The organism is Ligilactobacillus aviarius, assembly GCF_001654615.1.
Classification (GTDB): Bacteria; Bacillota; Bacilli; order Lactobacillales; family Lactobacillaceae; genus Ligilactobacillus; species Ligilactobacillus aviarius_B.
Window position 1 is genome coordinate 53745 of sequence record NZ_LWUD01000016.1, and the last position, 14026, is coordinate 67770.

Below are 14026 nucleotides of genomic sequence, written 5' to 3' on the forward strand. Positions count from 1 at the left end.
ATGAAGGTATTAGTAATTGGAAGCGGCGGCCGCGAATTTGCGATTTGCCGAAAATTAAAGGCGAGTGTCTTGATTGACGAAGTTTACTGTGCTCCCGGCAATCCTGGAATGGAACGAATCGGCGTTCATCCAGTCGGAATTCAAGAAAATAACTTTGAGGCGTTAGCGGCGTTTGCCAACCAACACGCCATTACATGGACAATGGTTGGCCCGGAAGATGCATTAGCAGATGGAATCGTGGACTACTTTACTAGCAATGGTTTGAAAATCATCGGGCCGGATAAACAAGCGGCCCAATTGGAAAGTTCAAAGGATTTTGCGTTGAACTTTATGCAAAAATTCCATATTCCAACGGCCCAGCATCAAACATGCACTTCAATGGAAGAGGTTGATGCGGTGCTTGCCCAAACTTCATACCCAACGGTCATTAAGGAAGATGGTCTTGCCGGCGGGAAGGGCGTCTTTATCGTTGAAAATCAAAAGGAAGCCCTGAAGGTTCTTGCAACCCTGAAAGTTTCGCCGCAAACCCCAGTGATTTTTGAAGAATATCTTGATGGTCCGGAATATTCGATTTTTGTTCTGCTGAATCAAAAGTCATTTCAAATTTTACCGATGGCACAGGATCACAAAAAAATCTTTGACCATGACCGTGGACCGAACACGGGCGGCATGGGGGCTTACAGTCCCGTTCCGCAATTTGATCAGGCGGCGTTTGACCGGACAGTCAAAGAAATCGTTGAACCAACGATCAACGGAATTCACACCATGGGCTTCAATTATACCGGAATTATTTATATTGGAATCATGATGACGGCCAATGGTCCGCAAGTGATCGAATATAATGTCCGGCTGGGTGATCCTGAAACCCAGGTCGTTTTGCCGCGAATCAAAAATGATTTTGGAAAATTGCTGACTGAATGCGTTGATCAGGAAGTCCTTGATCCGATTGAAGTCGATCCGCAAGCCTACGTCAACGTTGTTCTTGCAGCCAAGGGATACCCGCAAAACTATGTTAAGGGTCAATTATTACCGGATTTTGAAATTCAAAGCCGGGGGATGATCGATTACGCCAACGTTGCCGTTGATGACCAAGAACGATTAGTCGGAAACGGCGGCCGGATCTTATCCGTAATCGGGATTGGCGATTCGATCAAGGAAGCCCAGGCGAATGCTTACGAAATCCTAAGCAATTATCCAGTCAATCAAACATATTACCGACATGATATTGCAAATCGCGCAGTTCAGAAATGAGTTTTTAGCTTAAATAAGATATAATAAAAATTACTTAATTTATATAGGAGGTTTACGCAATGAATGATATTGAAATTGCTCAACAAACAGAAATGGAACCAATTGTTGATGTTGCTCACAAAGTTGGTTTAACTGAAGACGACCTTGAATTATACGGAAAATACAAGTCCAAGATTTCACTACCATTGAAGAAGAAAACGCAAACCAAAGGGAAGATGATCCTGGTAACGGCGATCAACCCAACGCCTGCGGGTGAAGGAAAATCAACCGTAACGATCGGGTTAGCCGATGCAATGAGTGCAATCGGTAAAAAGACAATGGTTGCTTTGCGTGAACCTTCTTTAGGACCGGTCATGGGGGTTAAAGGCGGTGCAACCGGTGGTGGATATTCACAAGTTGTCCCCATGGAAGACATCAACTTGCACTTTACCGGTGATATGCACGCCTTAACCGCCGCTAACAATACCTTAGCTGCTTTGATCGATAACCATATTTACCAGGGCAACGAACTTGGAATCGATCAGCGACGGGTAATCTGGAAACGCGTTTTGGACATCAATGACCGCGCATTGCGGCATACGGTGATCGGCTTAGGTGGTCCAACACAAGGGGTTCCGCGTGAAGACGGCTTTGACATTACGGTTGCTTCTGAATTAATGGCCGTTTTATGCTTGGCAACGGACCTGAATGATTTGAAAAAGCGGATCGGTCAAATCGTGATCGGCTATAACTTTGATCGTGAACCAGTAACGGTTGACCAATTAGGCGTAACCGATGCAATTACGTTGCTTTTGAAGGATGCCATTAAACCAAACTTGGTTCAAACCCTTGAACACACCCCCGCTTTAGTTCACGGCGGTCCATTTGCTAACATTGCTCACGGATGCAACAGCATTATTGCAACCCGGACAAGCATGGAATTAGCCGACTATACGTTGACGGAAGCTGGTTTCGGGGCTGATTTAGGGGCTGAAAAATTCTTAGACATTGTGTGTCCACGGTTAGGCAAAACGCCTGATGCAATCGTGATCGTTGCCACTGTTCGCGCATTGAAGATGAACGGCGGCGTTGCCAAGGACAATTTAAGTGAAGAAAACGTTGAAGCTGTTCAAAAAGGATATGTTAACTTGCAACGGCACATCCGCAACATGAAACGCTATGGTGTTCCGGTTGTGGTTGCGGTTAATAAATTTGCAACAGATACCGATGCAGAATTAAATCAAGTAATTGAACTTTGCAAGGCTGATGATGCCGATGCTTACATTTCAGATGGTTGGGCAAAAGGCTCTAAAGGAGTAATTGATTTAGCCCATGCAGTTGTTGATGCCTGCGACCAAGAATCTGATTTCAAACCATTGTATCAACCAGAAGACTCAATTGAACAAAAGATCGAAACCTTGGTTACGAAGTTTTATGGCGGATCAAAGGTTGAATACAGTCCAAAGGCTAAGCGGCAAATCAAGCAATTTGCTAAACTTGGCTGGGATAAAATGCCGGTCTGCATGGCCAAGACCCAATACTCATTCTCAGATAATGCGAAATTACTCGGGGCTCCAACCGACTTTACCGTTCACATTCGGGAATTTGTACCAAAATTAGGAGCTCAATTTATCGTTGCGTTGACCGGTAATGTTTTGACCATGCCAGGATTGCCGAAGGTTCCGGCTGCCAACGGAATGCACGTTGATGAAAACGGCAAGATCAGCGGCTTGTATTAATTGCTGAATTATACAAATCATCCAAAAAAAGGTAAACTTAATATCGAAGTTTAAAAACGGAGGTAGGAAGATGCCTTTAATTGGTTATCTGGCGGTCAGTCTGATAATTTTCGGACTTGACCAGTTAGTAAAATATCTGGTTGTGACCCACATCAAACTGGATACAACGGTCAGTTTTATTCCGCACGTGCTTTCACTGAGCAATGTGCGCAATGACGGCGCAGCGTGGAGTATTCTTCAAGGACAGCAGTTATTACTGTTTGTGATTACGGTTGCAGCGTTAGCGGTCATGCTTGTCTTATTAAAGAAAAATTGCAATGACCGGTTGTTTGCCTGGGCATTGACCCTGATGATCGGCGGAACATTGGGAAACTTTCTTGACCGGTTGCGGTTAGGATACGTGGTTGACATGTTTACCCTTGATTTTATGAATTTCCCGATTTTTAACGTTGCCGATTGTGCACTAACGGTCGGGGTGATTTTACTGATAATTGCATTATTTACAGGTGATGACAATGAGTGATTTCGTGATTACTGATCAAACGGGAAGAATCGACAAGGTGTTAACGACCCTCGAACCGGAAATTACCCGCTCACAGTTGAAGAATCTGATCAATGACGGGCATGTCACGGTCAACGGGCAGGCGGTGAAACCAAAATATAAGGTGCACGCTGGCGATAAAATTTCCCTGGTCAAACCTGAACCGCAGTCGTTGGAACTAACGCCTGAAAATATTCTACTTGATATTGTTTATGAGGACGATGACGTGATTGTCGTCAATAAGCCGCAAGGAATGGTGGTTCATCCCGCTCCTGGACACCCGGATCATACGTTGGTCAATGCATTGTTGTACCATTCGCCGTTATCAACGATCAACGGGACTTTTCGACCCGGAATCGTTCACCGGATCGATAAGGATACGTCTGGCTTATTGATGGTTGCGAAAAATGATTTAGCGCATCAAAGTTTAGCTGAGCAGTTACGCAACAAGACCAATAAGCGGGAATATCTCGCATTGGTGTACGGTCAGATCAAAGAAGATGAGGGGACAATCGATGCGCCGCTCGGCCGGAATCCGCAAGATCGCAAAAAGCAAGCGGTCGTCAAGGGCGGCCGCCACGCCGTGACCCACTTTAAGGTAATCAAACGGTATGACAACTTTACGCTTGTAAAATGTATTCTTGAAACTGGCCGAACGCATCAAATTCGGGTTCATATGAAGTACATTGGGCATCCGCTTGTCGGCGATCCGTTATACGGTCCGCGCAAGGTGATCGGGAAGAATGGGCAGTTTTTACATGCTGCATTATTAGGGTTTAAGCACCCGCGGACGGGCAAGGAAATGGTCTTCGAAGCCCCGCTTCCAGAAAATTTTCAAAAAATGCTGGATAAGCTTGACAAGCAACAGCACAAAGGTTAAATTTAAACTGATAAAAGACCTTGAAACTAGTCCCGTGAGGCTAAAAAGGTTCGCAAACGTTCGTTAGCAAGCTGGCTTAGTCGATACGAAATTAGTTTTGTAGAGGCTGAGCCCTTTTGTTTTTGAGGAGGAATCAATATGGCAAAGGAAATTTATGATGAAATGGCGGTCAAACGGGCCCTTACCCGGATGACTTACGAAATCATCGAACGCAACAAAGGAATTGACAACCTGGTGATCGTTGGAATTAAGACCCGCGGAGCATACCTTGCTCAACGGATCGCTAAGCGCTTGGAACAACTTGAAGGTACAAGTGTTCCCGTTGGCGAACTTGACATTTCAATGTACCGGGATGACCGGAAGCATACTGATGATCCGGTCGTAAAGGATTCTCAATTGCAGTTTGACATTACCGGCAAACACGTGATCTTAGTTGATGATGTGCTTTTTACCGGCCGGACGATTCGGGCCGCACTGGATGCCTTGATGGACCAAGGCCGGCCAGATCGAATCAACCTTGCCGTATTGGTTGACCGGGGGCACCGTGAACTTCCAATTCGGCCAGACTTTATTGGAAAGAACATTCCAACCGCCATGGACGAACAGGTTGCCGTTTACGTAAAAGAAATTGACGGTAAAGATGGAATTGATTTAATTAAAAACTAAACATTTATATTAACCATTTAATTGACTCCAGAGAGGGCAAAACGGTTGGTATTCTGTTCTGAAATATAATTGTAATTGATAACTGTATTCCAAAATCAGAACCATAAAAGGGTAACGCCTATCTGAAGTCAAATTCAGGTAGGCGTTTTTTTGATAAGCAAAATAAAGGAGAGAAATCATCATGGAAAATGAAATTGCACTTAACCACTTTGTTTCAGTTGAGAATTTAACAAATGATCAAATTTTAACATTGATCCACAATGCCGAAGGATTTAAGAATCAAACCCGGAAAGTTGAATTAACAGAACCGGTATATGCGGCCAACCTTTTTTTTGAAAATTCAACCCGGACGCACACCAGTTTTGATATGGCGGAACGGAAATTAGGAATTCAAGTTATTCCGTTTGACCCGAGCCACTCGTCGGTCAATAAAGGGGAAACATTATATGACACGTTACTAACGCTGGAGGCTTTAGGGGTTCAATTAAGTGTGATCCGGCACTCAACGAATAACTACTATGAACCGCTGATCAATTTAAATGATGATCAGCACCTTCACATGGCGATTATGAACGGGGGCGACGGCAGCGGCCAGCATCCATCCCAAAGCATGCTTGATTTAATGACGATTTATGAAGAATTCGGTCATTTTGACGGGTTAAAGATTGCGATTGTCGGGGATATTACAAGTTCTCGGGTCGCTCGCAGTAACATGCAAGCCCTTCACCATTTAGGCGCTGAATTGTACTTTGCTGGTCCGGATTACTGGTATGATTCCCAATTTGATAAATACGGCAAACACGTTGACCTTGATGATGTGATCGATCAAATCAACGTTGCAATGCTTTTGCGGGTTCAACACGAACGGCACGCCGGTGATGAAAACGAAGATCAATTCTCTGCAGCCAGCTACCATGAAAAATACGGATTAACCAACAAGCGTTATCAACAAATGAAGAAGGAAGCCATCATCATGCACCCAGGCCCAATCAACCGCGACGTTGAATTTTCATCAAACTTGGTTGAAGCTGAAAAATCACGGTTCTTCCGGCAAATGCAAAATGGGGTCTTCATGCGGATGGCAATGATCGAAGCCGTTTTGCGCGGGAACCATCTTGGAGGACTTAAATAATGCGATTATTGTTAAAAAACGGTCAAGTTTATCAAAATAATAGTTTTATTAACGCAGATGTTTTGATTGAAGATCAAAAAATCAAGGCGATCGGGAAGTTGGCTTTGAAAGCTGATCAGGAAATCGATGTTACCGGCAAGATCGTTGTTCCGGGATTGGTTGACGTTCATGTTCATTACCGCGATCCTGGATTGACGTACAAAGAAGATGTTCATACAGGAACAATGGCGGCAGCACATGGCGGCTTTACCACGACATGTGCGATGGCCAACGTTGATCCGGTTCCGAATACCCCGGAATTGATTCGCCAAATGATGGAGCATAACCGGCAAACCGGGGTTGTGCATGTTTACCAGTACGCTCCAATTACTGCGGATTTAACTTCAGATCAACTGATCGACTATCAAGCAATGCAACAACTCGGAGTTTGCGGCTTCAGTAATGATGGGCACGGCGTTCAGCATGGCGGCACAATGTACAAGGCAATGCAGGGGATTCAAGCAGTCAACTTGCCATTGGCGGAACATGTTGAAGATGATTCACTGAAATTTAACGGAGTGATGAATGAAGGCGCAAACGCGGAGAAATTAGGATTAACCGGAATCCCAGGGGAATGTGAATCTTCACAATTAGCACGGGATTTGGTTTTAGCAGCTAAAACGGATGTGCATTATCATGTCTGCCACGTTTCAACGAAGGAAAGCGTGGCAATGATTCGCATCGCTAAGTCAATGGGAATTAACGTAACCTGTGAAGCAGCACCGCATCATTTGTTATTAAATGACGGCATGATCACGACGGATGATGCATATTACAAAATGAATCCGCCGTTGCGGACGGCTGAAGATCAGGAAGCCCTGATCGAAGGGCTGCTTGACGGGACGATCGACATGATTGCGACTGATCACGCCCCGCATGCAGATGATGAGAAGTTGCACGGAATGGTTGGTGCAGCATTCGGGATCACTGGCAGTGAAACGGCCTTTTCAAGTCTGTACACGCACTTGGTAAAGGCGGGCAAGTGTACGCTTGAACAGTTGATTGATTGGCTGACCGTGCAACCCGCAAAATTATTCAACTTAACGCGGGCTGGAATGCTGCGGATCGGCGATGCCGCTGACATTGCGGTGTTTGATTTAGCTTATCCATTCAAATTCAGCGAAGCGGACTATTTATCAAAAGGAAGAAATACGCCGTTTACGGGGCATGAATTATATGGTCAAACGGTAATGACAATTGTTGATGGTGAAATTAAATATCAACGAGAGAAGGAGCTTTAAGATGAAACGATACTTGGTTTTGGAAGACGGAAATGTGTTTGAAGGCGAAGCATTTGGTTCAAGTCATATTACGACCGGTGAAGTTGTTTTTTCAACCGGAATGACGGGTTACCAAGAAGCAATCACCGACCAATCATATGCTGACCAGATTTTAGTATTTACAAACCCGTTGATTGGAAATTACGGGGTCAACCTTGATGATTATGAATCGTTGCAACCTAAATGCCGCGGGGTCGTTTGCCGCGAATTGGCCCGGTATGCAAGCAACTGGCGCAAGCAGGACACCCTTGATCACTTTTTGAAACAGAATCACATTCCGGGAATCAGCGGAATCGATACCCGGCGGTTAACAAAAATCATTCGCGAACACGGGACGATGAAGGGATGCCTTGTAAATTCGATCGAAGATAAGGAGCACACGATCGAACAATTACGGGCAACGGTTTTGACCGACCAGCTGGTTGACATGGTTTCAACCAAACAACCGTATCCAAATCCAGGGACGGAACGGAATGTGATTGTCGTTGACTTTGGTGCGAAGCATAGTATCTTGCGTGAATTAGCCAAGCGCAACTGCAATACAATCGTGATGCCATATACCGTAACGGCAGAAGAAATTTTACAACTTCATCCGGATGGTGTGTTACTGTCAAACGGCCCTGGTGATCCGAAGAGCTTGCCGCAAGCCATTAAGATGATTCAAGGCATTATGGGAAAAGTGCCGATCATGGGCGTTTGCTTGGGGCACCAGTTAATGTGCCTTGCAAACGGAGCGGACACGTTCAAGATGAAGTTCGGTCACCGCGGATTCAATCACCCGGTACGGGAAATTGCAACTGGCGAAATTGCATTTACTTATCAAAACCACGGGTATGCCGTTGATCCGGAATCATTAAAGGAAACCGACTTGATGCCGACCCACGTTGAAATCAATGACGGGACGATCGAAGGTGTCCGGCACCGCAAATACCCGGCATTTTCAATTCAATTCCACCCGGATGCAGCTCCGGGACCGCATGATGCGGTTAGTTTGTACGATGACTTTATGCAAATGATCGACAAGAGAAAGGGCGAACAAGATGACTAAGAGAACTGATATTCATAAGATTATGGTACTTGGATCTGGGCCAATCATCATTGGCCAGGCGGCTGAATTTGACTATTCCGGAACCCAAGCATGTTTGGCGTTGAAAGAAGAAGGATATGAAGTTGTGTTAGTCAACTCTAACCCGGCAACGATCATGACCGATAACGAAATTGCTGATCATGTTTACCTTGAACCATTGACGGTTGAATCGGTTGAACGGATCATTCGGCAAGAATATCCGGATGCGATTTTACCGACCCTTGGCGGTCAAATCGGATTGAACTTGGCCATTGAATTGGATAAAACCGGCATTTTAGATGAATTCAACATTGAATTGCTTGGAACGAACCTTCAAGCCATTGATGAAGCCGAAGACCGGGAAAAATTCAAGGCGTTGATGAAACAACTGAATGAACCCGTTCCGCCTTCACGCAGTGTCAATACGGTCAAGGAAGCAACGGATTATGCTGAAGAAATCGGCTATCCGGTAATCGTGCGGCCAGCCTTCACCATGGGCGGAACTGGCGGTGGAATGTGCAAGAACCGCGAAGAACTTGAACGGATCGCTGCAAACGGGCTTGATCTTTCACCCGCAACCCAGTGCTTGATTGAAAAGTCAATTGCCGGGTTTAAGGAAATTGAATTTGAAGTAATGCGCGATGCTGCGGATAACGCAATGGTCGTTTGCTCAATGGAAAACGTTGATCCCGTTGGAACGCACACCGGGGATTCGATCGTGGTTGCGCCAACCCAAACGTTATCGGACCGTGACTATCAAATGTTGCGGGATTGCTCATTGAAATTGATTCGCGCCTTGAAGATCGAAGGCGGCTGCAACGTTCAGCTTGCGTTGGATCCGAAGAGTTATCAATATTACATTATTGAAGTTAACCCGCGGGTTTCACGGTCATCAGCGTTGGCCTCAAAGGCTACTGGCTATCCGATTGCCAAGTTGGCAGCTAAGATTGCGGTCGGTTTGACCCTTGATGAAATCAAGAACCCCGTTACCGAAACGACTTTTGCGGAATTCGAACCGGCATTGGACTACGTGGTTACGAAGATTCCGCGCTGGCCATTTGATAAGTTCCGGGATGCGGATCGCCGGTTAGGCAGTCAAATGAAAGCTACTGGAGAAGTCATGGCTTTGGGACGCAATCTTGAAGAATCACTTCAAAAGGCGGTTCGTTCATTGGAAATCGATGAAGACGATTTGATTTCTGAAACATGCCGTCAAGCATCGGATGAAGAAGTTGAAAATCGGCTAGTCAACGCTCAGGATGACCGGATCTTTTATCTGGCAGAAGCTTTCCGGCGCGGTTATACCTTAGAAGAAGTGCATGAATTAACTAAAATTGACCGTTACTTCCTTGATGTTTTGATGCACATTGTGGAAATTGAAAAGGAACTTGCGGAAAATGTCAATGATCTTGCAACGTTGAAAAAGGCTAAACGTTACGGCTTTAGCGATTTAACGATTGCAAAGTTATGGAAGACAACGCCGGATGATGTACGGCAATTCCGGGTGAATAATCACGTGATTCCGGTCTATAAGATGGTCGATACCTGTGCTGCAGAATTTGCTTCCGAAACGCCATATTTTTACAGTACATATGATGAAGAAAACGAAAGCCGCAAGTCAGATCAAAAATCAGTGCTGGTTATTGGTTCCGGTCCGATCCGAATCGGTCAGGGGGTCGAATTTGACTACGCAACGGTTCACTGTGTTAAGGCATTGCAAAAACTTGGTTATGAAGCAATCGTTATGAATTCAAATCCTGAAACAGTTTCAACGGACTTTTCGGTATCCGATAAGCTGTACTTTGAACCATTGACCCTTGAAGATGTTCTGAACGTGATCGACCTTGAACAGCCAGAAGGCGTTATTCTCCAATTTGGTGGTCAAACGGCGATCAACCTGGCTGCCGGATTAGATGCGCACGGGGTTCGGGTATTAGGAACGACCGTGAAGGATCTTGACCGGGCCGAAGACCGTGAATTATTCGATCAAGCAATCAAGAAGCTTGGATTGAAGCAACCGCAAGGCGATACGGCAACCACTCCGGAACAGGTTAAGGGAATTGCCCACCGGTTAGGTTATCCCGTTCTTGTGCGGCCAAGTTACGTTCTCGGTGGCCGGGCAATGGAAATCATTTACTCAGATGATGAACTTGATGAATACTTGAGTCAGCACGCACCTGCAAACGGGGATCACCCAATTTTGGTCGATGCCTATCTTGAAGGCAAAGAATGTGAAGTTGACGCCATTTGTGACGGTGAAAATGTTTTGATTCCAGGAATCATGGAACACATCGAACAGGCCGGAATTCACTCTGGGGATTCAATGGCCGTTTACCCGCCACAATCATTTAGTCAAAAGATCAAGGAACAAATTGTTGAAATTACGGCTAAACTGGCGGTCGAACTGAAATGCGTCGGAATCATGAACATTCAATTTATCGTTCACCAAGGCGAAGTTTACGTTCTCGAAGTTAACCCGCGGGCAAGTCGGACAGTGCCGTTCTTAAGTAAGATCACCGGAATTCCAATGGCACAAGTTGCAACCCGGGCGATCATGGGTGAATCCCTTGTTCAACAAGGATACAAGCCTGGATTGGCCCCTGAAAGCCAAAATGTTTCGGTTAAAGCACCAGTCTTCTCATTTAACAAATTAGCGGATGTTGACAGCTACTTAGGACCGGAAATGAAGTCGACCGGGGAAGTCATGGGAACCGACCGTGAATTTGAAAAGGCATTGTACAAGGCCTTTGAAGGGGCTGGAATGCAGTTACCAGAAACCGGAACGGTCTTGTTGACAATCGATGACCGCAATAAACAAGAAGCGCTTCAAATTGCCCGGCGCTTTGAAAAGATGGGTTACCGGATTGCGGCGACTAAAGGAACGGCGAAGTTCTTACAGGACAATGGCTTACACGCTAAAGTCGTTGGGAAGATCCACGATTTGCAACCTAACTTATTAAATGAAATTAAGGACCGGAAACTTGATTTGGTAATCAATACGATGGGCCATGATCAAGCCCACAATTCGGACGGCTTTATCATCCGGCAGGCCGCAATTCAACACAACATTCCGTTGCTGACTGCGTTACGGACAGCGGATGCTTTGTTGAAAGCCATGGAGAACCGGACATTTATGACAAATGCACTGTAAGGGGGAAAATGAGATGGATACACGATTAACAGTCAATCTTCCGGGATTAACGATGAAAAATCCGTTAATGCCTGGAAGCGGAACGTTTGGCTTTGGGGATACTCCAGCTGCTGAAAAAATGGACCTTAATGGGTTAGGAGCATTGGTGATTAAAACAACAACTCCGCAAGCCCGGAAAGGAAATCCGCAACCGCAAATCGCAATGTTAAAAAACGGCGTGATCAACTCGGTGGGATTAACGAACCCCGGAGTTGACGCGGTGGTGAATGAAAAATTGCCGCATTTACGGCAAAAGTATCCAGCCCTCCCGATCGTTGGCAGTATTGGCGGTTCAAGTGTTGCTGATTATCAATCCGTTGCGCAAAAATTGGCGGATTCCAAGATGCTGAATGCATTGGAACTCAACATTTCATGCCCGAATGTTCAGGAAGGCGGAATGGCATTTGGAACGAATCCACAAACCGTGGAAGAAGTTACCCGGAAAGTGAAGGAAGTGACCGGTTCGGTTCCGGTTTACGTTAAACTTTCACCGAACGTAACGGACATTACAACGATTGCCAAGGCAGCTGAGCGCGGCGGGGCAGACGGCTTAACGATGATCAATACTTTGCTCGGACTGCATATTGATGTCGAAACCCGGCAATCAGTGATTGGGAATGGGATGGGCGGTTTGTCCGGTGCTATTCTCAAGCCACTTGCCGTGCGGATGATCTATCAAGTTGCGCACGTAACTGATCTCCCGATTATTGGAATCGGTGGGGTCAAAACGGTTGATGATGTGCTTGAGATGTTTTTGGCAGGCGCTTCAGCCGTTGGAGTCGGTGCAGCCCATTTTGATGATGTTGAAGTGATCCCGCACCTTGCAGCCCAGCTTGAACAGCGAATGAATGAACTGAACGTTGAATCACTTGAAGAATTACGAAAAGAAGTAAGGAATGAATTTTGAAATGAAGATTAGTGAACCGATTATTGCGTTAGATTTTCCGGATAAGCAAACAACGATCAATTTCCTTGACCAATTTCCGCGAGACCAACACTTGTTTGTGAAGGTCGGAATGGAACTGTATTACAGTGAAGGCCAGGATTTGATCAAAGAACTGAAGGATCGCGGCTACTCGATTTTTCTTGACCTGAAGTGCCATGATATTCCGCATACGGTTGAACGGGCAATGAAGGTCATTGGAAAGTTACACGTTGATTTAACAACAATCCACGCTGCGGGCGGATCCGCAATGATCCAAGCTGCAAGGGAAGGAATGCTTGCCGGCAGTAACCAGCACGCTCCAGCTAAGATTTTGGCGATTACCCAGTTAACGTCGATCACCCCGCAGATGCTTGCGGATGAACAGTTGATCACGGTGCCGCTTGAAGACAGTGTTAAACACTATGCGCAGGTTGCCCAGCAAAATGGCGCAGATGGCGTTGTTTGTTCCGCAAATGAAGCGCAAATGCTGTATCAGACATGCGGTGAAGACTTTTTGAAGATCACCCCTGGAATTCGGTTAGCCGGGGAAAGTGCTGACGACCAAAAGCGGGTCATGACTCCCGGGAAAGCAGCCCAGCAACACTCAAATGGACTGGTTGTTGGGCGGTCGATCACCCAAGCAGCCGACGTCCAAGCTGCATATCAACGGGTTAAAAATGAATGGTTGAAGGAGAATTAAGATGAAAGAAATTGCAAAGGACTTATTAAAAATCAAGGCAGTTAAGTTATCACCGGATAAGCCGTTTACGTGGGCGAGCGGAATCAAAAGCCCCATTTACTGTGATAACCGGTTAACGATCAGTTATCCTGAAATCCGGAAGCAGATTGCTCAAGGATTAGCAACTCAAATTAAAGCTGAGTTTCCGGACGTTGAAGTGATCGGCGGGGTGGCAACGGCTGGTATTCCGCATGCCGCATGGGTTGCGGATGAATTAGGATTGCCGCTGATCTATGTCCGTTCAAAACCGAAGGATCACGGACGCGGAAAACAAATTGAAGGCGTTTTACCAGCGCATGCGAAAACGGTCCTGATCGATGATCTGCTTTCAACGGGCGGCAGTGTGCTCAAGGCAGTCAAAGCTGCTCAAAATGAAGGCGCCGATGTGATTGGGGTTGGCGCAATTTTCAGCTATCAATTACCTGCAGTTTCAGCCAACTTTGAACAGACTGGGCTTTCATTTACAACGTTGACTAATTACTCTGAATTACTTGAAGCGGCGACTGAAGAAAATTACATTGCGAAAGATCAATTAGAAACGTTGAAAAAGTGGCGCAAAGCACCCGATGAAAATGATGTCTTTACTGACTTTGCAATTT

Annotated in this window: 11 protein-coding genes and 1 pseudogene; all 12 read left to right on the forward strand. The window is 45.8% G+C overall.

The window, feature by feature from the left end:
* On the forward strand, nucleotides 1–1251 hold the full coding sequence (gene purD, locus A3O17_RS03270) for a phosphoribosylamine--glycine ligase (protein ID WP_064212917.1): 1251 nt from the start codon (nucleotides 1–3) through the stop codon (nucleotides 1249–1251).
* A 59-nt stretch (nucleotides 1252–1310) separates the two neighbouring features.
* Nucleotides 1311–2969, forward strand: coding sequence for a formate--tetrahydrofolate ligase (locus tag A3O17_RS03275; RefSeq protein ID WP_064212918.1), 1659 nt, complete (start codon nucleotides 1311–1313; stop codon nucleotides 2967–2969).
* 70 nt (nucleotides 2970–3039) lie between these two features.
* On the forward strand, nucleotides 3040–3492 hold the full coding sequence (gene lspA / locus A3O17_RS03280; RefSeq protein ID WP_064212919.1) for a signal peptidase II: 453 nt from the start codon (nucleotides 3040–3042) through the stop codon (nucleotides 3490–3492).
* Nucleotides 3485–4390 (forward strand): RluA family pseudouridine synthase, encoded by a 906-nt coding sequence (locus tag A3O17_RS03285; RefSeq protein ID WP_064212920.1) that lies wholly within the window; start codon nucleotides 3485–3487, stop codon nucleotides 4388–4390. Before lspA ends, A3O17_RS03285 begins: the two co-directional genes overlap by 8 nt.
* 138 nt (nucleotides 4391–4528) lie before the next feature.
* Nucleotides 4529–5056, forward strand: coding sequence for a bifunctional pyr operon transcriptional regulator/uracil phosphoribosyltransferase PyrR (pyrR, locus tag A3O17_RS03290; RefSeq protein ID WP_064212921.1), 528 nt, complete (start codon nucleotides 4529–4531; stop codon nucleotides 5054–5056).
* A 181-nt stretch (nucleotides 5057–5237) separates the two neighbouring features.
* The gene (locus A3O17_RS03295; RefSeq protein WP_064212922.1) at nucleotides 5238–6188 is read left to right on the forward strand and encodes an aspartate carbamoyltransferase catalytic subunit; all 951 of its coding nucleotides are present in this window, start codon (nucleotides 5238–5240) and stop codon (nucleotides 6186–6188) included.
* Nucleotides 6188–7468 carry a dihydroorotase gene (locus A3O17_RS03300; RefSeq protein ID WP_064212923.1) on the forward strand — a complete coding sequence of 427 codons (1281 nt, stop codon included), beginning with the start codon at nucleotides 6188–6190 and terminating at the stop codon, nucleotides 7466–7468. The genes A3O17_RS03295 and A3O17_RS03300 overlap by 1 nt, the downstream gene beginning before the upstream one ends.
* Before the next feature lies 1 nt (nucleotide 7469).
* Nucleotides 7470–8555 carry a carbamoyl phosphate synthase small subunit gene (locus A3O17_RS03305; protein WP_064212924.1) on the forward strand — a complete coding sequence of 362 codons (1086 nt, stop codon included), beginning with the start codon at nucleotides 7470–7472 and terminating at the stop codon, nucleotides 8553–8555.
* The gene (carB, locus tag A3O17_RS03310; protein ID WP_064212925.1) at nucleotides 8548–11724 is read left to right on the forward strand and encodes a carbamoyl-phosphate synthase large subunit; all 3177 of its coding nucleotides are present in this window, start codon (nucleotides 8548–8550) and stop codon (nucleotides 11722–11724) included. The genes A3O17_RS03305 and carB overlap by 8 nt, the downstream gene beginning before the upstream one ends.
* Before the next feature lie 13 nt (nucleotides 11725–11737).
* Nucleotides 11738–12670, forward strand: a complete 933-nt coding sequence (locus A3O17_RS03315) for a dihydroorotate dehydrogenase (RefSeq protein ID WP_064212926.1) — start codon at nucleotides 11738–11740, stop codon at nucleotides 12668–12670.
* A 1-nt stretch (nucleotide 12671) separates the two neighbouring features.
* Nucleotides 12672–13388, forward strand: coding sequence for an orotidine-5'-phosphate decarboxylase (gene pyrF, locus A3O17_RS03320; RefSeq protein ID WP_064212999.1), 717 nt, complete (start codon nucleotides 12672–12674; stop codon nucleotides 13386–13388).
* Nucleotide 13389: 1 nt separating this feature from the next.
* Nucleotides 13390–13995, forward strand: a pseudogene (pyrE, locus tag A3O17_RS07955) (orotate phosphoribosyltransferase); the annotation flags it as partial.
* Nucleotides 13996–14026 lie beyond the last annotated feature (31 nt).

What these genes read in the sequence shown, in the direction of transcription:
- purD (WP_064212917.1), top strand. Translation starts at nt 1, where the DNA reads ATGAAGGTATTAGTAATTGGAAGCGGCGGCCGCGAATTTGCGATTTGC.
- A3O17_RS03275 (WP_064212918.1), top strand. Translation starts at nt 1,311, where the DNA reads ATGAATGATATTGAAATTGCTCAACAAACAGAAATGGAACCAATTGTT.
- lspA (WP_064212919.1), top strand. Translation starts at nt 3,040, where the DNA reads ATGCCTTTAATTGGTTATCTGGCGGTCAGTCTGATAATTTTCGGACTT.
- A3O17_RS03285 (WP_064212920.1), top strand. Translation starts at nt 3,485, where the DNA reads ATGAGTGATTTCGTGATTACTGATCAAACGGGAAGAATCGACAAGGTG.
- pyrR (WP_064212921.1), top strand. Translation starts at nt 4,529, where the DNA reads ATGGCAAAGGAAATTTATGATGAAATGGCGGTCAAACGGGCCCTTACC.
- A3O17_RS03295 (WP_064212922.1), top strand. Translation starts at nt 5,238, where the DNA reads ATGGAAAATGAAATTGCACTTAACCACTTTGTTTCAGTTGAGAATTTA.
- A3O17_RS03300 (WP_064212923.1), top strand. Translation starts at nt 6,188, where the DNA reads ATGCGATTATTGTTAAAAAACGGTCAAGTTTATCAAAATAATAGTTTT.
- A3O17_RS03305 (WP_064212924.1), top strand. Translation starts at nt 7,470, where the DNA reads ATGAAACGATACTTGGTTTTGGAAGACGGAAATGTGTTTGAAGGCGAA.
- carB (WP_064212925.1), top strand. Translation starts at nt 8,548, where the DNA reads ATGACTAAGAGAACTGATATTCATAAGATTATGGTACTTGGATCTGGG.
- A3O17_RS03315 (WP_064212926.1), top strand. Translation starts at nt 11,738, where the DNA reads ATGGATACACGATTAACAGTCAATCTTCCGGGATTAACGATGAAAAAT.
- pyrF (WP_064212999.1), top strand. Translation starts at nt 12,672, where the DNA reads ATGAAGATTAGTGAACCGATTATTGCGTTAGATTTTCCGGATAAGCAA.